Source organism: Metabacillus idriensis (assembly GCF_009674765.1).
Classification (GTDB): Bacteria; Bacillota; Bacilli; order Bacillales; family Bacillaceae; genus Bacillus_P; species Bacillus_P idriensis.
This window is the reverse complement of record NZ_WKKF01000002.1, coordinates 542,194-562,159: the sequence shown is the minus strand read 5'-3', so window position 1 is coordinate 562,159 and position 19,966 is coordinate 542,194. Positions and strand designations below refer to the sequence as shown.

Annotated in this window: 17 protein-coding genes and 1 riboswitch; of the genes, 8 read left to right on the top strand and 9 right to left on the bottom strand. The window is 40.7% G+C overall.

Annotated elements, in window-relative coordinates; all coding sequences use genetic code 11:
- Positions 1–72: 72 nt before the first annotated feature.
- Together GJU41_RS11020 and GJU41_RS11015 are read left to right on the top strand one after the other, a co-directional pair.
- Entirely contained in the window at positions 73–741 is a 669-nt protein-coding gene (locus tag GJU41_RS11020; protein ID WP_070874910.1) for a response regulator transcription factor, read from the top strand.
- A complete protein-coding gene (locus GJU41_RS11015; RefSeq protein ID WP_070874878.1) occupies positions 741–2,087 on the top strand; it encodes a sensor histidine kinase in 1,347 nt (448 codons plus the stop codon). The genes GJU41_RS11020 and GJU41_RS11015 overlap by 1 nt, the downstream gene beginning before the upstream one ends.
- Positions 2,088–2,196: 109 nt before the next feature.
- Here GJU41_RS11015 and GJU41_RS11010 read toward each other — a convergent pair whose 3' ends face one another.
- The 3 genes from GJU41_RS11010 to GJU41_RS11000 form a co-directional block, all read right to left on the bottom strand.
- The gene (locus tag GJU41_RS11010; protein ID WP_170292775.1) at positions 2,197–2,658 is read right to left on the bottom strand and encodes an NUDIX domain-containing protein; all 462 of its coding nucleotides are present in this window, start codon (positions 2,656–2,658) and stop codon (positions 2,197–2,199) included.
- Positions 2,659–2,745: 87 nt separating this feature from the next.
- Positions 2,746–4,305: an acyl-CoA carboxylase subunit beta gene (locus GJU41_RS11005; RefSeq protein WP_154318592.1), complete on the bottom strand. Its 1,560-nt coding sequence runs from the start codon at positions 4,303–4,305 to the stop codon at positions 2,746–2,748.
- Positions 4,302–5,978, bottom strand: coding sequence for a class I adenylate-forming enzyme family protein (locus tag GJU41_RS11000; RefSeq protein ID WP_154318591.1), 1,677 nt, complete (start codon positions 5,976–5,978; stop codon positions 4,302–4,304). The genes GJU41_RS11005 and GJU41_RS11000 overlap by 4 nt, the downstream gene beginning before the upstream one ends.
- Before the next feature lie 182 nt (positions 5,979–6,160).
- On the opposite strand from GJU41_RS11000, the gene GJU41_RS10995 reads away from it, so the two are divergent.
- The 3 genes from GJU41_RS10995 (at position 6,161) to GJU41_RS10985 (ending at position 8,028) form a co-directional block, all read left to right on the top strand.
- Complete coding sequence (locus GJU41_RS10995) at positions 6,161–6,982, top strand: SDR family oxidoreductase (RefSeq protein ID WP_070874892.1); 822 nt, start codon at positions 6,161–6,163, stop codon at positions 6,980–6,982.
- A 119-nt stretch (positions 6,983–7,101) separates the two neighbouring features.
- Positions 7,102–7,410, top strand: a complete 309-nt coding sequence (locus GJU41_RS10990) for a TIGR04104 family putative zinc finger protein (RefSeq protein ID WP_070874894.1) — start codon at positions 7,102–7,104, stop codon at positions 7,408–7,410.
- A gap of 210 nt (positions 7,411–7,620) precedes the next feature.
- A complete protein-coding gene (locus GJU41_RS10985) occupies positions 7,621–8,028 on the top strand; it encodes an NUDIX hydrolase (RefSeq protein ID WP_170292774.1) in 408 nt (135 codons plus the stop codon).
- Between the two features lie 549 nt (positions 8,029–8,577).
- Here GJU41_RS10985 and fumC read toward each other — a convergent pair.
- Positions 8,578–9,963, bottom strand: a complete 1,386-nt coding sequence (fumC, locus tag GJU41_RS10980; protein WP_154318590.1) for a class II fumarate hydratase — start codon at positions 9,961–9,963, stop codon at positions 8,578–8,580.
- Between the two features lie 127 nt (positions 9,964–10,090).
- Between fumC and GJU41_RS10975 the strand changes: the two genes are divergently transcribed.
- The 3 genes from GJU41_RS10975 (at position 10,091) to msrB (ending at position 12,455) form a co-directional block, all read left to right on the top strand.
- Entirely contained in the window at positions 10,091–10,777 is a 687-nt protein-coding gene (locus GJU41_RS10975) for an HAD family hydrolase (RefSeq protein WP_154318589.1), read from the top strand.
- Positions 10,778–10,796: 19 nt separating this feature from the next.
- Positions 10,797–11,081 carry a hypothetical protein gene (locus GJU41_RS10970; protein WP_154318588.1) on the top strand — a complete coding sequence of 95 codons (285 nt, stop codon included), beginning with the start codon at positions 10,797–10,799 and terminating at the stop codon, positions 11,079–11,081.
- Positions 11,082–11,333: 252 nt separating this feature from the next.
- Complete coding sequence (gene msrB, locus GJU41_RS10965; RefSeq protein ID WP_154318587.1) at positions 11,334–12,455, top strand: peptide-methionine (R)-S-oxide reductase MsrB; 1,122 nt, start codon at positions 11,334–11,336, stop codon at positions 12,453–12,455.
- A 398-nt stretch (positions 12,456–12,853) separates the two neighbouring features.
- Here the strand turns inward: msrB and GJU41_RS10960 are convergent, their stop codons facing one another.
- The 5 genes from GJU41_RS10960 to GJU41_RS10940 all read right to left on the bottom strand — a co-directional run bounded on the left by GJU41_RS10960 (position 12,854) and on the right by GJU41_RS10940 (position 19,471).
- Positions 12,854–13,756: a hypothetical protein gene (locus GJU41_RS10960; RefSeq protein WP_154318586.1), complete on the bottom strand. Its 903-nt coding sequence runs from the start codon at positions 13,754–13,756 to the stop codon at positions 12,854–12,856.
- Between the two features lie 14 nt (positions 13,757–13,770).
- Positions 13,771–15,615, bottom strand: a complete 1,845-nt coding sequence (locus tag GJU41_RS10955) for a PAS domain S-box protein (RefSeq protein ID WP_170292773.1) — start codon at positions 15,613–15,615, stop codon at positions 13,771–13,773.
- Between the two features lie 131 nt (positions 15,616–15,746).
- On the bottom strand, positions 15,747–16,859 hold the full coding sequence (locus GJU41_RS10950) for a Ger(x)C family spore germination protein (protein ID WP_070877022.1): 1,113 nt from the start codon (positions 16,857–16,859) through the stop codon (positions 15,747–15,749).
- Positions 16,843–17,943, bottom strand: coding sequence for a GerAB/ArcD/ProY family transporter (locus GJU41_RS10945; protein WP_070877023.1), 1,101 nt, complete (start codon positions 17,941–17,943; stop codon positions 16,843–16,845). The genes GJU41_RS10950 and GJU41_RS10945 overlap by 17 nt, the downstream gene beginning before the upstream one ends.
- Positions 17,927–19,471 (bottom strand): spore germination protein, encoded by a 1,545-nt coding sequence (locus GJU41_RS10940; protein WP_083328232.1) that lies wholly within the window; start codon positions 19,469–19,471, stop codon positions 17,927–17,929. The genes GJU41_RS10945 and GJU41_RS10940 overlap by 17 nt, the downstream gene beginning before the upstream one ends.
- A 308-nt stretch (positions 19,472–19,779) precedes the next feature.
- A riboswitch (TPP riboswitch) is annotated at positions 19,780–19,889 on the top strand.
- The last annotated feature ends 77 nt before the right edge of the window (positions 19,890–19,966 follow it).

Sequence of the window (19,966 nt, the reverse complement as noted above, 5' to 3'; positions counted from 1 at the left end):
TGAAATTGTTAAATGATGACCATATCTGTGAAGACATTGTATAATTACGTATAAGAAGGAGCGTGAATGGGTTTGTCATACTCTATTTTTCTTGTGGAAGATGAACAGAATTTAAATGATTTGCTGACAAAATATCTGGAGAAGGAAGGCTATAAGGTCACCTCATTTACAAATGGGGAAAAAGCGCGCCAGGCCATTCATGAAACTCCTCACCTTTGGGTTCTCGATATCATGGTACCGGATGTTGACGGCTATCAATTAATAAAAGAAATTAAAGCAGTATCATCAGATACCCCAGTTATTTTCATTTCTGCGCGGGATACAGATATTGATCGGGTGCTCGGGCTTGAGCTTGGAAGCGATGATTATATTTCAAAGCCTTTCCTTCCCCGTGAACTTGTCATTCGCGTTCAAAAGCTGCTGACCCGTGTTTATGAAAGCAGCACAGTTAAATCAAGCGTACAGCTTCCGCCTTATACGATTGATGAAAGTGTGCGCTCGGTCTCGCTGAATCAGGAAAATCTGAATCTAACTTCTAAGGAATTTGATTTATTGCTGCTGTTTTTGCATAACAAAGGCCAGGCTTTTTCGCGTGAACAAATGATTGAGCATATATGGGGAAGCGACTACTTCGGCACAGACCGGGTGGTAGATGACCTCGTCCGCCGCCTCCGCAAAAAAATGCCTGATTTGAAAATAGAAACCATTTACGGTTACGGATACAGGATGCTGACGGGATAATGAAAAATAAATCATTGACGTTTCAAATTTGGATTGTGATCTCAGGGATTCTTCTCGTCATTTCTTTGCTGCTGATGATCATATTCCCAACTACACTCAGGAATTTTTTCACGAACGAGATCTATACAACGATTGAAAATGAACAGCATATTCTGACGGAATACCGCCTTCAGGGAAATGTGCAAATGGACCCTCTTACGAGAAACGGAGAGAAGCTCTCTCCTGACCGCTCGGTTCAGCACATCATTCTCCCTGAGAGTGCGCCTTTTTTTTACAACGAAAAAAAGCTTCCATTGAGATTTCTTCAAGAAACGCAATCACTTGCTTCTAATCAAAAGGACATCACAGAAGAATACTCGAGGGAAATTAATCATGAACGGCTCTTTTTTGTAATCAAGAAGGTGACCGTTGACGGACAGCCGGCATTTCTTCTTTCCTACGCATGGGATTCTTACCGGAATGATCTTGTGCTGACTTTGTTCAAGCAGCTTGTTTTTGTGATGATCATTGTGTTTCTTTTCAGCTGGATTCCGTCCATCTGGCTTGCAAAATATCTGTCGCGTCCTATTGTCTCTTTAGAAAAGGATGTGAAAAGAATTTCGAACGAAGATTGGCATGAACCCGTTGTACTTGACCGGAGCGATGAAATTGGAAAGCTTGGAGAAACAATTGAAGTGATGCGAAAACGGCTTGTTCAAAAGGATGAAGCACAGCGCACCCTGCTGCAGAATATCTCCCATGACTTAAAAACGCCGGTTATGGTCATCCGCGGATATGCGAAATCAGTGAATGACGGCATTTATCCAAAGGGTGATCTGACAAGCACGATGGATGTGATCGAGGAGGAAGCACATCGTCTGGAGAAAAAAATTAAGGACTTGCTGTATATAACAAAACTTGATTATTTATCTTCGAGAAACTCCGGTAAATCTGAGGTTGAACTGAATATGACAATTCGCGAAGTCATCGACCGCATCAGGTGGTCACGCCAGGAGCTTGATTACGAAATAAACCTGGAACATGCGGCTATTCATGGCGATAATGAGCTGTTGATCAAGCTGCTTGAAAACTTATTTGAGAATCAGCTCAGATATGCGGATTCAATGATTGGTGTTCATCTAAAACAGGCGGGGAATGACTTCCTTCTTAAAATATGGAACGATGGGCCTCCGATTGAAGAGGACGTTCTGCCCCATCTGTTTGAGCCTTTCCATAAAGGCAGCAACGGCGAATTCGGACTTGGCCTCAACATCGTTAAAAGAATCGCCGAGCTTCATCACGGTACAGTTTGGGCTGTGAATGAGGATGGAATGAGTACGTTTTATGTGAAAGTACCAAAAAGATAGCAAACGGCCTTTTTAGGAGGCCTTTTTTTTATGTTGAAGTGCGTGATTAATGTTCTGGCATCCAATAACAAAAAAGAACAGCTTTGATGCTGCTCTTTCATTTCCCATCTTAATTAACATCTCCCAAATATATCTTTTCCGGCTTCTTCCCAGATTCAAGCTCCATAATGGACGGCAGCATCAACATCGGATAAAGCCGATAATCGGTAAGGTTTTTTACAGGCAGCCATTCTACACCAATTTGGCCTTCATCAGGAATGACACCCGCGGCCGGGGCTTTCTGTCCTTCTTTAATGCGGCATAAAAACATCAGATCCAATTGATGGAATCCTTTATCCCATTCAAACCCATGATTGCCCCCGACATAATCCCGAACAAAAATCAGGTCATCAATCTCAACTTCAACCCCGATCTCCTCCATGCACTCTCTTTTCAAGTTTTCATGAAGGTTCTCTCCATGCTCCTGTCCGCCCCCTGGCAAAATGTAGAAAGGTCCGATCTCATCTTCTTTCTTGATGACTAAAATCTTGCTGTCTTGAATAATAATGGCTTTTGATGCTGTACGTACCATATGTGATCTCCTTTTGACTAAAATTTCATCCTCCCCCATTATATTGGAATCATAGTGATAATTGTCATTTTTTGTACAATGTTTCTTTTAATATCCTGTCGGCCAATTCGCTAATCTGCGTTCACTTTTTGTCCCGTTTTTAACCACTGCAAATTCAAGCGCTTTACACAGATATTTTCTTGTATCTCTTGGGTCAATCACATCATCAATATAGTGCTTGGATGCCGCTTTGTAAGGGGAGCTGTCAAATGCCCATTGCTCGAGTAATTTTTTCCTTGCTTCAGCCTGGTTGATTTCATTTTGCAGCTGTCTGCCGTACACAACATTAATGCCAACCTCTGGTCCCGTGAAATTAATTTCTGCCGTTGGCCACGCAAAGACGAAATCAGCCCCCATCGTTGGACCGCACATGTTTCCGTATGCTGCACCAACACTTTTTCTAATGACTACGGAGATTTTAGGTACAGTCGACTGAGCCAGCGCCTGATTCCAGACCATGATTTTAGTCGGCATTTTTTCCCGCTCAGCTTCTTGACTTATTCTAAATCCAGGTGTGTCATGCAAGAAAATCAACGGGATATGATATGAGTCGCACAGGCATATAAAATCAGTCGCCTTATCGCACTCCTTCGGTCCGGCAGCACCGGCAAATTTCTTTGGCTGATTTGCCACAATGCCGACAACTCTTCCATTCATTCTGGAAAATACCGTAACAAGGCCTTCTCCATACGCAGATTTATATTCAAAGAACTGCTGATTATCTACAATTTCCCGTATAATCTCCTTCATATCATAGACTCTGTTTTTGTGTCCCGGCAAAATAGTCAAAACGTTCCCTGTGCTCCGATATGGATCATCATTAGTATCAATGAAAGGAGGTTCCTCTCCTCCGTTCAAAGGCATATAGCTGAAGAAAGTTTTCAGCTGTTCAATACATTCTTCTTCCGTACTGCCAAAGGTATCTGCCTGACCTGTTTCATTCGCATGAACCCTCCATCCGCCGAGCTGTTCTGTATCAACCTTTTGACCTGTTGCCATGGAAAGCATTCTTGGACCTGCGATAGCCATACAAGTTCCTTTTAGCATCGAGACAAAATCAGAGGATACCGCCATCCATGTCGGCCCGCCAAAACTGTCTCCCAAAATGGCCGTCATTAGAGGGACTTGTCTGGAATGGGTCAGCATTTCTTGAGGGAAGAGCTTATCGCTGATGCCGTCAGATCCCATTCCATCAGGCATCCTAAGGCCCCCTCCCTCATTTAAATTAAAGAGAGGCAGTCCTCGCTTCAAAGCATATTCATGTATTTTTTTTGATTTTCTAATATGAACAGCGCCTTCTGTACCGGCAAATACCGTTTTGTCACCTGCCATAATAACCGCAGGCCGCCCATCTATTTTTGCTAATCCTGTAATTAGCCCGTCCCCATAGCTTCTGTCCTCTGCACCTGGATAATCTGAATGATTCAGCATCCCGAGCTCCATAAAGCTGTCCGGATCAGCTAACAGAGAGATTCTTTCTCTTGCAGTCTGAGAGCCATTCTTGTGGAGCAAATCCATTTTCTCCTGACCCCCGCCAAGCTTGGCTTTATCTTTTCTCCTATTCAAATCCTCAACTGCGTCATGAACTGAATTCTTCACTTCATTCATTTTCTCACCTCCGCACTTTCAGGTGTTTTTAATAGCCTCCTCAACACTTTTCCTGAGCTTGTAGATGGCAGTTCCTCCCTGAATTCAATTTCTCTTGGGTATTTGTAGGCCGCCATATGCTCCTTGGACCAGTTAAGGATGTCTTGTTCCGTCACTTTTCCTCTCTCATTTGGTTTCAGCACAATAAACGCTTTAACGCTTTCGCCCCTGACAGAATCAGGTATGCCTATGACTGCACTTTGCATCACTGCTGGATGCTCATTCAATAATGCTTCAACATCTTCAGGGAAAACACTGTACCCGGAGCACTTAATCAGTTCCTTCATGCGGCCAAAGAAATAGAGATACCCATCCTCGTCAAGCAATCCGATATCCCCTGTAAAGACCCATCCATCCCTCAACGCTTCAGCGGTTGCATCAGCCCTGTTTAGATAGCCTTTAAATATCCCCGGATTCCTGACAGCAATTTCTCCTTTTTCACCTGGAGCAGCAGGAAAACCTGTCTCAGTTTCTACTATTTCGATTTGATTCTGATAGACAGGGATCCCGCAGCTTCCAAACTTTATCTTATCTTTAGGCATGAACGTATCACATGTATGAGTTTCGCTCAGACCATACGATGCCTCATGCATAATGCATCCTTTCGTAAGTTCATGCCATCTTTCAGCCAGTTCTTTTGTAACTGGCATGCCAAAGCTTGTGGATGGATTATGCCTGAGTGATGTAAGATCTCTTTTTTCCACACCCGGTGTTTGCAGAATGGCTGCATTCATCGGTGCAACACTATACCAATTTGTTATTTTGTATGTTTCTATAGCATCTATGACTGTCTCCGGATCAAACCTTGTTAATAGATAACAAGTGTTCCCTGCATAAACAGGGATATTTACACCCATGACCATTCCGGCAATATGGCATAACGGAGCAATTGCAAGTGAGCGGTCATCCTCCCTCATTTCATTGGTTTCTGCAGTTGCAGCTGTTTTATATAGAGAGCTTCCATATGTCAGAAGCGCTCCTTTTGGTCTTCCGGTTGTGCCAGAAGTAAAAATCATTAAGCCAATATCATTCCAAATATCAATCTCCGCATTTTTATTAAATGGAGATTCTTCTATAAAAATATCCTTCATATCATGTGCAGATTCAAAGGTTTGTCTTGCACCAGATAAGTCTTCAGGCTGCTTTAGAGCAGGGGGTTCAGGGGAAAAATCCCTATAATGAACGGTAATTGCAAGGATTGGAGATTCCAAATCACGACTGGCTGTGACAACTCTTGAATACAGCTCGCATCCTGCTATGATTCCTTTCATCCCTGCTTCTTTAAAAAAGTAAGAAAGTTCTGATTCTTTGTACATTGGATTAAGAGGGACAACGATACCTCCAATTTTTTGAATGGCATAGTGAGCAATAATGTATTGCGGGCAATTCTGCATATATAACCCGATTGCATCTCCTTTCTTTATTTCATTTCGGTTTAGATATCCTGCAAGCTGGCCGATTTTTTTATGCAGCTCTTTCCATGTAATTTCTCTTCCATAATACGAAAAGGCAATTGCATCAGGTTTTTCAGCGCAATGCTGATCAATATACTCGTGAAGCGGTCTCTCACCATGCCGATATTGTAGAGTTTCAGGCAGATAAGATGGCCAATAAGACGGAATTGTCATTTCCATTCCCCGTTTCCTTAAAGATTGTGAAAGGCATTAAACTGACCGGTTAGTATGTTGTGAGATTATTATACAATGAACCGTCCTTCCAATAAACAAAATTGTTTTAATTTTCTAAAAACAAACCTTATGTTTACTGCTTCACATACGGGGAAAATGAACATCAGATAGTAAAGGAGGTTTTCCTTATGGGAAGATTAAAGGATAAACTGGCGGTTATAACAGGAGCAGCAACAGGAATTGGCGCTGCGACTGCAGAGGTTTTCGCTAATGAGGGAGCAACCGTGATTTGTGCAGATATTAAGGAAGATCAGCTGCATGAGACGGTCGAAGCCATCCGCTCAATCGGAGGACAGGCGGAAGCTTATTATCTGGATGTTGCTGAAGAAGAGAGTGTTGTCTCTTTTGCAGAAAAAATAAAGCAGGCATACGGAAAGATTGATATCCTCTTCAACAATGCGGGAGTCGATCAGCAGGGCGGAAAAGTCCATGAATATCCTGTTGAACTGTTTGACCGGATCATGGCTGTAGATTTGCGCGGAACCTTTCTATGCAGCAAATATTTGATTCCGCTTATGCTTGAAAATGGCGGCTCTATCATTAATACGTCCTCAATGTCAGGGCGTGCAGCAGATCTTGACCGTTCAGGCTACAACGCTGCAAAAGGCGGCATCACAAACTTCACTAGAGCGATGGCCATTGACTATGCCAGGAATGGAATTCGGGTGAATTCTCTATCCCCAGGCACAATCGAAACACCCTTGATTGATACACTTGCCGGCAGCAAAGAAGAAGAAATGGGACAGAAATTCAGGGACGCAAATAAGTGGATAACACCGCTCGGCAGATTAGGAAGTCCAAAAGAAATGGCGACTGTAGCTCTCTTCCTTGCATCTGACGACAGCTCTTATGTGACGGGAGAAGATATTACAGCAGACGGCGGAATTATGGCCTACACGTGGCCGGGAAAAATGCTGATCGAAGAAAAATGGAAAAAAGAAACGGAATAATGGTTATCTGGGGTACTCCTGTTTTTGGGAGTACCTTTTTACCCGCTCATATTTTCTCTAATTTCCATCAATGCTACAATATAGTTAATTAACACTAACTCACCCAGGAGGTCCCGCCTTTGAAACTGCCAACATGCACGTCATGCCATTATCAATTCACATGGAAAGAAACACTTCTTACCTCGCTGAAATTCACCAGAATTCTGAAATGTCCAAAATGCGGTAAAAATTTGTATCCAACCCCTAAATCAAGAACAAAGGGAACTCTCTTAATCGCCATTCCAATCGTTGCAGCGAGTTTTATAAGTTCCATGATTGGTGCTGATGCAGCAGTAAGAATAACAGCCATTATTCTCGCAGGAATTCTATCTGTCCTGCTATCGCCTTACTACTATGAATACATAGAAGAAGATAAACCATTATGGTAAATAAAAGAGCGTGCTCTTTTATTTACGGGTTCGGTTTCCGAGTGCAAAATTAAATATAACAAGACAATTAGAAGGTCAATTCGCATAAGAATTGACCTTCTCAGCGATGAAAGATTTGGGGTGCAATTCTACCCACCCAAATCCTCTGTCTGAAATTTCGTGTTAAAGTTTAAAAAGAAAGTTTAGGAGAGGAAAAGGGGGAATGGTATAGTGCAAAAAGTTTTTTCTCGTGTACTGATAAAAGATAATAACGATAATATTCTGGTTGTTCAAGACAGGGCGAACATTTGGAATTTTCCAGGCGGCAAAAAGGAAATAGGAGAAACACCTTTTGAATGTGCTAAACGAGAAGTTATAGAAGAAATAGGCTTACACATTCATAATCTTACAGAAATATTTCAAGGTAATTATCGCTTTGAGGATATACAATGGCGTGGACACTTTTATTTTGCTAATTGCGTTAGTGGTATTCCTTCAATGAATGAATTAGATAAAATAAAGGGAATACAATTTATTAACAGCTTTGACTCAGCTGATTTTCCGAAGGAACTTTTGGAAATTACTAAACAATTGTTCGAAAGTCCCCTTTTAAAAGAAAAATCAACTATATGGAATTAAAGTAGTTTCGTCTTTAGAATGAAGGACCAATATAAGTTAGTTTGAGTTCCTAATTATCAATATTAAAAATGATTGCAGCTTATAAAAGGGATTGTCCAATAAGTCTCTAAAACGAAGCAGGCAGGAAGAACTAATGTTATTTCCTTTCTGATTTTTTCTATAGGGTCTTTTCATAACTTTGTTATTTTTAGACTCCATGTTACAAACTATTAGTGGATTGCAGCGGAAGGAACTTGACTCCTGCGGGAAATAGAGCAAAATGGGAGACCCCCCAGGCAACGCCGAGGAGGCTCCCATGCTCCCCGCGGAAAGCAAGTTCCTGGAGCGGAAAGGAACGGACAACATTTATCATGGAAAACAACAATCTATGCGAAAACAGACTTTCTGGACAGCCCCTTATCCTAATTGCATTTCCATTTCTGTGTTAATGATTGTGTGTTATTTTTGTACTTCAACACCAGCCCGTTACTCTTTTATTTACCTGTTTTTTCATAGAATTCTTGAAAAACTGCAATAACACTAAAAAAAGAGAATGCTCCCGATGAAGGCCTATTCCCCCCGCGGTCCAATCATATCAAGCGGATTTACATACTCATCAAATTCCTCTTCCGTCAGCAGCTGAAGCTTTAACGCAGCTTCTTTCAGCGTGCTTCCATCTTTATGTGCTTCTTTCGCTATTTTCGCAGCATTTGCATAACCAATATGAGGGTTCAAAGCTGTTACGAGCATTAAAGATTCATTTAAATATTTATCAATAACATCCAGATTCGGCTTGATGCCAATCGCACAATGATCATTGAAAGAATGAATTGAATCGGCAAGCAGTCTCACTGATTGCAGGAAATTATACATAATAACGGGCTTGAACACATTCAGTTCAAAGTTGCCCTGACTAGCTGCAAATCCAATGGTTGCATCGTTCCCCATTACTTGTGCTGCCACCATCGTAATGGCTTCACTTTGGGTTGGGTTCACTTTTCCAGGCATAATGGAGCTTCCCGGTTCATTCTCAGGAATGGTGATTTCTCCGATTCCGCATCTTGGACCGCTTGCGAGCCATCTTACATCATTGGCAATCTTCATTAAATCTGCTGCAAGACCTTTTAAAGCCCCATGAACAAAGACGATTTCATCATGACTTGTCAGGGCGTGAAACTTATTTTCAGACGTGCGGAATTTAGTGGCTGTATAAAGGCTGATTTCTTCAGCTGAAAGTCTCCCAAAATCAGGGTGGGCATTGATGCCTGTTCCAACCGCTGTACCTCCGATGGCAAGATCGCGCATCTTTTCAACGGATAAGAGAATCATATCTTTCGACTTTTGCAGCATATGCACCCAGCCGCTTATTTCCTGACCCAATGTGAGAGGGGTAGCATCCTGAAGATGTGTTCTGCCGATTTTGACAACATCTTCGTTTTCTTTTGATTTGTTCACAAGCGTTAAATAAAGCTTATCAATGGCAGGAATTAATAAATCAAAAATAGAGAGCACTCCTGATATATGCATCGCAGTAGGAAATGTATCGTTCGAGCTTTGCCCCATGTTGACATCATCATTCGGATGAATGAGCTGATCCGATTCTCTTAACAGTGTGTTTCCTCTGTTTGCAATCACTTCGTTTACATTCATATTGCTCTGCGTTCCGCTTCCTGTCTGCCATACAACTAAAGGAAAATGATCATCGAGTTTTCGGCTGAGAATGTCATCGCATACTTTCACAATCGCATTTTCTTTTTCTGCGCTTAGTTTTCCTAATCTGCCATTCACTTTAGCAGCACTTCTTTTTAAAATGGCAAATGCGTCAATCAGCTCCTTAGGCATTTTTTCCGACCCGATTTTAAAGTTTTCTTTGCTTCTCTGCGTCTGAGCCCCCCAAAACTTATCTGCAGGAACTTTAATCTCACCCATCGTATCTTTTTCAATTCGAAATTCCATTTTCTGCACCTCCATATTTTTTATCCTTACCCTTTTTATTCAAGAAAAGTTCATATAAACCTTTTTAACACACCTATTCTTCCGCCGCTTTTTTGATAAAATATAGAAAAACGGCGGAGGAAATAAAATGAATTCTTTTAAGCTCGCTATGTTCGATTTGGACGGAACTCTCACAGATCCCGGGACAGGAATTATTCATTCTATTAAGTACGCATTAAATGCAATGAATGTAAAAATGCCATCAGCCGCTGTATTAAAAGACTTTATTGGACCGCCGCTTCAAGTGTCGTTTCAAAAGCATTTAGATTTTGATCAAGCTGACACAGAGCAGGCCATCCGCTTTTACCGGGAGTATTTTTCTGAAAAAGGGATGTATGAAAATGAAATTTATCCCGGAATCATCAGTCTCCTTGAAGACTTGCATGGTGAAAATATAAAGCTTGCTGTTGCTACTTCAAAACCAACTATCTTTGCAGAAAAAATTCTTAAGCATTTTAAAATGGATGCCTATTTTGAGCAAATAGCCGGAAGCAATCTAGATGGCACACTTACTTCCAAGACAGACATCATCGCAGAGGTTGTAAAGCATTATCCTGATATATCCAAATTAGAAATCATTATGATAGGTGACCGTGAGCACGATATTATTGGAGCGAAGGAAAATAACATTGCTTCAATTGGGGTTTTATATGGGTATGGTTCAAAGAAAGAACTGAGCTCAGCATCACCGGATATTCTTGCGCCATCAGTGAGAGCACTGAAGAAAACCTTGATGCAGCAAGGAAATACACAGCTTAATCAAACGTTTGTTTAACTATTAATGAGGTGATAGAATGGGAGATTTCTTCGTACTGACTGCAGCATTGCTGCTCTTAATTTTTGTTTTAGACTCGCTTGCAAAATTGAAGGGTTCAAGTAAAGACAAGAACGAAAACATTCTTAAACTATATTTAGGATTTCTAATTCTGATTGCCATTTCGGTGATTCCCTATAAATTGTGGATACTGACAGGCAGCCATCACAGTCCTGACGGCATGCTCGTTACGGCAAGTGCTGCTCTTGCCATGATTGCTTTCGTTATCAGCTTTTATTCCCGCAGAGTTAAAAACCATGCTTGAGGATAGATACTAAAATGATAAATGCAGCGAATGAAACATATACAAGCATACGATATTTACGCAATATTTAGGAATCGGCGCATAAACGCAATCGTTTATGCGCTGTTTTCATCTTGTAACAGCAGGAACATTAAAACTATTCATCTTCCCAAAAATCATATACGATTTTATTAATAAAATTTATTGATGAGAAGTGATCTTTTCAGCAAGAAGATATCGTTACCTTTGCATAAAGGTAAAGGATGGGATGATATGAAAAAACGGAATGTGAAAATAATCATGTCAATCGTGCTGATTCCTAGTCTTGTCTTTGTCATGGTCAAAGGCGGAGAAGCTTTATTTACAAGATCATCAGGCAGCACTGCTGTTCAAGCCAATTATGAAGATGAAAATCTTGAAGCAGCGACATTTGCAGGCGGCTGTTTTTGGTGCATGGAGCCCCCTTTTGAAAAGCTTGACGGTGTTTTGGAGGTTATCTCAGGATATACGGGCGGCACCGAGGAAAACCCTTCGTACAATGACGTTTCTTCAGGAAAAACAGGGCATGTTGAGTCTGTTCAGGTCGTATATGATCCTGCTGTGGTGTCCTATGAAGAACTGCTGGATGTTTATTGGAAGCAAGTGGACCCAACCGATTCTGAGGGGCAATTTGTCGATCGCGGCAAGCAATATTCCACAGCAATCTTTTTTCATAATGAAGATCAGAAACTGGCGGCACAGGCCTCTAAAGAAAAAATGGATCAATCCGGACGCTTCGATCAAAAGATTGTCACACCAATTCTGCCTGCCTTAACATTCTACATGGCAGAGGACTATCATCAGGATTATTACAAAAAGAACCCAGTCCGATATGAATATTACCGGAACAATTCCGGACGGGATCAGTTTTTAGAAAAAACGTGGGGCGATGAACTGAAAAAAGAACAGGCATCTGATAAAGCCTATCCCAAACGTTCAAAAGAAGAGTTGAAAAAAGAACTGACCGACATACAGTATGAGGTCACTCAGGAGGACGGCACCGAAAAAGCTTATGACAATGAATACTGGGACTTAAAAGATGATGGCATCTATGTAGACATTGTTTCAGGAGAACCGCTTTTCAGTTCTCTTGATAAATATGATTCAGGCACAGGCTGGCCGAGTTTTACGAAACCGCTTGTGAAAGAAAATATCGTTAAAAAAGAAGACCGCAGCTTCTTTACAGTCCGCACCGAAGTAAGAAGCAAACACGCAGATTCCCACTTAGGTCACGTATTCGATGACGGACCTGAACCGACCGGACTCAGATACTGCATGAATTCAGCTGCGATGCGCTTTGTGCCTGCAGAGGATTTAAAAACAGAAGGATACGAAGAATTTGCAGCTCTATTTTAGAAATAAAAGAGGCTGGGACAAATGGTTTTCAGCCAAAGAAAAATCCGAACTATTATGTGAAATTCCAACTTGAATTTCGTTTTAGTTCGGATTTTTTTCTTTGGCTCTTTTCATAAATATTGTTGCTACAGTACTAAATGTTAGAAACCTTTAGTGGATTGCAGCGGAAGAAACTTGACTCCTGCGGGAAATAGAGCAAAATGGGAGACCCCACAGGCAAAGCCGAGGAGGCTCCCATGCTCCCCGCGGAAAGCAAGTTCCTGGAGCGGAAAGGAACGGAAATGATATATCATGAAAAACAACAATTTATGCGAAAATAGCTCTTTCTATTAATGGTTTTCGCACTATTCAATGTTCGGCTTTCATTCAGGAGATTATCGTTACGTCCCGGTCTCTTTTTATAGCCCTTCTATCCTGTTAAACTCCCGCAAAAGTTTCAGTTTTTCAAGCGTAAGAGAGCCCTTCCACTCTTCTCTGGCAATAAGCCATGTATCTTCATACTGCCCCCATGACCAGGCTGGTGCAAAGCTGCCGTCATCAGTTTGCTGTCCAATGATGAAATCAAGATTCAGTTCCACGCTCTCAGAAAATAATGGATAATACCTGGAGCTTGGAGATTGAATCACACCCGCAGGCTGGAGTCCGTATCCCATCCACTCTTCTGGATTCCTGATGATACATTTGTTAACAAATTCATCAATATGAACGGTCATTTCACGGCTGATTACCTCCGGCGCTCTTTCAGTAAGTCTTAGATAGCAAAGCAATTCATGAAATTCATATTCCTTAAGGGCCCGAAGATGGCTGATTGCATAATCTGTCATTTCAGATAGCATACTCTCTGGTATGAAACTTTTATATTCGAATAAATAACCAAGTATTTCAGCATTTGGATTTCCCCAATCTTCTCCGGACTTTTGATAATTCCACCAAGGTGCCCTCGGCGCTGCTTCTACCTCTGGGGGAACTTTCTCCCATCCAGGAAGTTCGGTTTGAAACGTCTGGATGAAATAAGCAATAACTTTGTTAAGGATATCGTCTTCCTCATTCGCATTTACTCTGGATAGATACTGCATGGCAATCGTCGAGGCGAGTGCGGAAGAAGCTGAGCATCTGAAATCCGGCTCAAGTCCATTACCGAATCCGCCATCTTGATTCTGGTAAGCTTTAAGCTCCAATAGCACATCTTCTTTAGAGCCGTTCTCAAATTCAAATAGATATAAAGCACGGTCCACTTTTCGTGCTTTTTTAAGCATAAATTCCCGTGCTTTAAGAAATTGCTCCTTCGTAAACTGCTTCATAACCCCATCCCCCGCTATTTTTTCAGTCTTATGATCACCTTTGTACCTTTGCCCATTTCACTTTCCAATTTGAATTCCCCGTTATGCTCGGTAATGATTTTGTTGCTGATCGTAAGACCGAGGCCGATTCCTTTTTCTTTTGTAGTAAAGAAAGGTGTTCCGAGCTTTTCAAGCCGTTTTTCATCAATACCTGTCCCATTATCCTCAAACGTCAGCCGATAATAGAACCCTTCTATGCTCTCTCCTCTGATTTTGAGGCGGCCGCCATCCGGCATAGCTTCTATTGCATTTTTCATGACATTGATGAAAACTTGTTTAATTTGATTTTTTTCGCATTCTATCTGTGCGGCATCTGAGTCAAACTGAAGATCGATGTCCACATTTCTGAGGGAAGCCTCCGGATTCAGCAGAATCATTGTATCTTTAAGAAGCTGAACGATATTTGTGCTTTCTTTCAGATGAATCGCCTGCGGCCTTGCCAGTGCCATGAATTCATTGACAATCTGTTCAATTCTGCTTAATTCATCCATAATGACATTCTGATATTTTTTATCTTTCCCGTTACTGTCTTCTTCTGTCAGCAGCTTGAAAAACCCCTTTATGGATGTAAGCGGATTCCTTATTTCATGGGCAACACCTGCTGCAAGCTCACCTAATACCGTAAGCTTTTCATAGTTGCGGATATAATCCTCGACTTTTCTTTTTTCAGTTATGTCCCTCGATATAAACACAATGCTCTCAGGCTCTCCGTGCTGATTCAAAACGGCCATCCCTTTTCCCTCAAACAAAACGGCCTGTCCTGAATGACTGATTTTGTGATAAGGAATGGTGACAGGTTCTTTTGTGGTAAAAAGAGTGCTCATAATTTCTTCTGCTTTATCTTGATCTTCTGCAAGAATATAGTTGAAAACGTTTTGCCCTATCATACTCTCAGGCTCATATCCCAGAATTTTCTTGTAAGACGGTGATGCATATTTATAATTTCCTTTTAGATCGACTACACAAATTAAGTCGTTGCTGTGCTCTAAAATGATCCGGTATTTGCTTTCGCTTTTTCTCAGCTTTTCTTCTGTTTGCTTCCGCTGGGTAATGTTTCTGGAAATGACGATTGCATGTTTTAACGTTTCATTTTCAGTGACAGGAACTCCGTGTGATTCAAGCCATATATAAGTATTGTCCTTGCATAAATAACGATACTCAACCGTCAGCTGTCTATTTTCTTTCAGCATTTTATAAAATTGGTCTGCAATCTGTTCTCTGTCTTCAGGATGAACAAATTGAAAAGGGCTATACCCTACTGCTTCTGACATGTCGTACCCAAGCACTTCTTTGTAAGAAGGAGATACATAGGTAAACAGTCCGTTTTCATCAAGAAGCCCAACGATATCACGCATGTTCTCCGTAATCAGCCGGAACTTTTTTATCGTTTCCTCGTGCTCTTTTTCAAGCTTTTTTTTATTAGTGACGTCTCTGATTATCACCTGGGTGGACTGCATGTCCCCCCATACGTTTGGGAGTGTCGTGACTTCAACGTTTATGGGCAAACCTTTTTTGGTATACCAGATCTGTTCCATTGAGGTTGGCGTGAAACCATTTTTTGTATCAGTAATCCGCTGTTCGATCATCTCTTTATATTGCGGATCAATGGAATTCCAGATCGGTTTTCCTATCAGATCCTCCTTGCAGGTGTACCCAAGCAGCCTCCTTGCAGAAGGATTTATATATGTCCACTTTCGGTTTTCGTGAATTAAAAATGCGGTTGGAGAGTTTTCAAGCTGATTTAGATAAACTTCCATTAATCCATCCAGTTTTTCCTGAGAAAGGACTTTCTCTTCATGAGCCTGTTCCAGATTCTTCATTGCGGTCCACCCTCCTCCAAGTACATTCATACCCATAATATATCAAATTTTCTGGCATTACTGAACTTTTATAAAAAAGCTATATTTAATAAAGCCAGCATCCTAAAACGGATACTGGCTAAAATACATTGCTAATGTGTAATGCCATGATGAATAATTTCCACACTGATCTCGGGCTTAATGAGAATATTCGGGTAGTCCTCCTCCCATTTTAACTTCTTCCAAAGAGAAGGATGATAGGCGATGAGTTCTCTCCCAATCCCGAGAAAATCGCAATTTGCCTCCAAAAGCTTTGCAGCTGCATCCTCTGATTGCTGCTGAAGATATTTAGTAATTTCAGTTTGGACTTTCTTTAAAAGCTTTGTGTCATATAAATGATCGTGCGGGAATTCACTGATTTCTATTTTCACATTTACAGGAAGGACAGCCTTCACTTTATGATTCAAATCCTTTTTAATTTTCAGTTTTGCTTTGGACTCTGCTACATCATAGGAAACAACAAGCTTTTCCCCCTTATATGTGATCTTATGGCTCATATCCATCTGTTTATCTTTTCGATTTGCCATGATTAATAGTGTTTTTGATTGTGCCAAATCCATGGTGGTACCAGAAAATTTATCTTTGTGAAAAAGGGCCGTTCCGATTAAATCGGCTGTATGATTTTCTTTATCAAGCTTCATATATGGAAGAACCAGACCTTTTCCTTCATCGAATAAAACCGTGCACATAGATTGAATGGTTTCAACAGGTATGACAGAAGACGTTTCGGAGGTATCAATAAGCCCTGCTAAATATTGTCCAATCAATTCCTCGCCAACCTTTTGCAGATTAAGAATTCCTTGAGGATTTTCCTCAACTATGACAAATTTCCCGTTTAAAGGGTTTTCAGGCGTGCGATATAGGACATCCGCTATTTGAAACAACCCCTTTTCAGCGAGATCATCCTCTATTAAAAAAATTTTATTTTTAGCGGTCATCACCGTTCCGGACATTTGCTGATTGAGCTTTATTTTTGCATTTCTAGGCGAGGTTGCTGTTACAAAAAATGTTTTATTGATGGGCTGCTGTTCTTTAGACGTATAGGAGTGAATAGACGTAGTCGTCAAAATTTCATCATCATTCGCGATTTGAAAGGCAGTAGCGGACATGAATACCGTGTTTTTCAGCATTTTTTGATCCCAGCACCCCGTAATCACCGGCAACATCAACAGTACCGGGATCATCCGCTTAAAAAGTCTGATCATGTTTTTTCTTCCCCTTTCTGAAAAAGGATAATATCAGCAAACAAACAGGGATTGTAAACACAAATATATAGGAGAGTTTGTCAACATAATCACTGAGTTTTCCTGCCAGCTGATCACTTTCAGCCGGTGATAAAGCAAGTAAGGATACAGCTAAAACGATTAACGGAACAAAAGAACGATGGTTTTTCTTATTAAACACATTCTGCATCCCTGTGCTTGCAATATATATGTACATCAGACCTGACGTAATAACAGAAACGACCCAAATGGCGAGGAAAACAAGATCGACCCTTTCAATAATGGAATATGTAATGGCCTTAAGCAGATAAAGGGTTGGTTCAGGTACAATCTTCATCTCTTTTGGACTAAAAAACACATAACTGGTAAATGTAATGTAGGAATAAAAAATGGTCACAATGATATTGCTCACCGTAACTGATTTCAATACCTGATTCGGCTGGCTGTTTATATATGGATAAAGAAACAGCATGATTTCAAAACCAAGAAAGGACATAATTGCTTCTTTGCTTCCCAGTAATATTTTTACCGTTCCGCTGTCTCCGATAGGAAAAATGTAGCGAATATCAGCTATTTGATAAGCGTTAAGAGTGAGTAAAAAAAGGAAAATCAGCAAAAATGAGACGATCACGAAAAACCGTGCCATTTTACGGATATTCTCTTTTGCAAAATAGACTGAAACTGAAGCAAGGAGCAGGATTAAGACCCATGCCGGAGTTTCGTGATAAATCCATCTCTTTAATACATTTACATACAATACAGCGATTAAGCTTGAAACGAAAATATAAAACAGGACGTAGCCCAAATTAACCAAATTCCCTAAAATTTTTCCAAGCAGCAGTTTATTGATATCAAATAAGGACTTATCCGGATATTTTTTAACAAGAAGCCAAAATAAAATGGTGAACAGCTGGGCAAATACACCTGCAATAATTGCGGATATCCACCCATCAGTACCAGATACAAGATAGATATTATAAGGCAGCGACAAGACCCCAATGCCGATCTGAGTTTGAAGGACAAGGAAAAACATCTGTTTGTGTGTGATATTATGATTCGTTTTCATGCTTCGACCAATTCCTTAGCGAATTTTGTCTTCTGACCTTTTGAGGAGATGTATCTTTCGGACGATCATTCATATACCAATGATGCATTCTCAGCACAGAATCTTTAAGATTGTCAAATTGCATCGGAGCAAGGGGATAAAAGTAAGGTGTTCCAAAGGATTCAAGGAGGCTGAGGTGCATGAGAATGATGACGAAAATAAAAACAATTCCCAGATAGCCAAATATCGCTGCACCGAACATCATTGGAAAGCTCACCAGCCGCAGTGCTGTACTCATCTCATTTGAAGGGACTACAAAGGAAGCAATGGCCGTTAATGCAATGACAATAATCATCATATTAGAAACTAAATTTGCTTCTACAATGGCTGTCCCGATGACTAAACCGCCAACTACCCCAATGGTTTGCGAAATCGATGTTGGCAGACGCAATGCCGCTTCTCGCAGCAATTCCAAAATGATGACCATCAGGAGTGCTTCAGCTATCGGCGGAAGGGGAACATTTTCAAGCGAACTTTTTACAGTCAGAATTAAGTCATTTGGAATGAGCTCATAATGATAAGAAATGGTTGCGATATACAAAGCTGGCAAACTTATGGAAATAAAGAAGCCTAATATTCTAATAAGGCGATAAAAGGACCCGAAAATCCAGCGGCTGTTATAATCTTCAGGTGTTTGAAAGAATGAAAAAAAATTAACAGGTGCAATCAGTGCAGAAGAACTTCCTGTCGGCAATATGACTACTCTTCCTTCAAAAAGATTAGAAACAACCTTATCCGGACGCTCTGTACTTAAAATTTGCGGAAACAGAGAATATGGTGAATCCTCAATCGATTCTTCGATAATTCCCGGTGTATCAACAGCATCAATTTTTATAGACTTTAATCTGGTGAGAACTTTCTCAATCAATTCTTTGTTTGTAAGATGGTTTATATAAAGTACAGCTACCCTTGTTCTTGATATGTTTCCAATTTCTAAGTATTTCACAACTAGACTTCCATCCAATATTCTTTGTCTGATTAAGTTGAGATTGATATCCATATTCTCCGTAAAACCTTCATGAGATCCGCGGACAACCTTTTCATTCTGTGTCTGTTCAACCGATCTTGCCTCATGGATAGCAGAATCAAATGCATAAATGCAATCCAGGTCTTCTAAAAGCAATAAACATTTACCCTTACAAAGAAAATGAATGGCTTCGTGAATATCCTTCGTTTTTGAAATCGAGGCAATCGCAACAACATCCTCTACCACTTCAGACTCTGCATGCTGTAATGGGGCTATAATATCCTGATTGATCTTGTCAGACTTCATAAGAGGCACAAAATACAGCAATAGCCCTTGCTTGCCTTTAAACATAATTTTTCTTTGGCCTAAATCATCCGTATGATCCAGGTGAGTCAGGATTTTTGCGATATTTACATTAAAATGGGATGAAACAGGTATGTTTGTATCTTTGGGAGGTGCCGTATTCTTTGGCTGCTGTGCTTTTTGCTTTGATTGTTTTTTTTTCTTGAATAAAGAAAACATAGACCCACCCCTCCACTAGAATCTTTATTAGTTTCTTAGTATGTTGGTAAAAGTATGCATCCGAATATTTTATAAGAAAAGCGCAAGCGCCCGTTTGGCGCTGGCATGTCAGATAAGGGTCCGAGGAGCCTGAGCGATTCCGCTCGCAATTGAAGCGCAAATTTTTATACTTTCTTATCTCAGTCTGTAATCAGGCACAAGGAACCACAACCTTGTACCTGGATTATTTTCAACATTTTTAATTGTGAAAATAATCACTTGCAGCTTGTTGCTTTTCCTGCTATATTGCTAACAAATGAATATTTTATTCATTCTGCTGGGGGAGTCCATGATGCTGGACTGAGAAAAGAACGCGAGTCTTTGACCCTTTGAACCTGATCTGGATGATACCAGCGTAGGGAAGCGGTGTGGCGTAGGCCGTTCTATTTGGCTTTTTACACATACTGTTCCAAGGGTTCTGTTCATTAACAGAACCCTTTTTCTATTCTTTCGCGG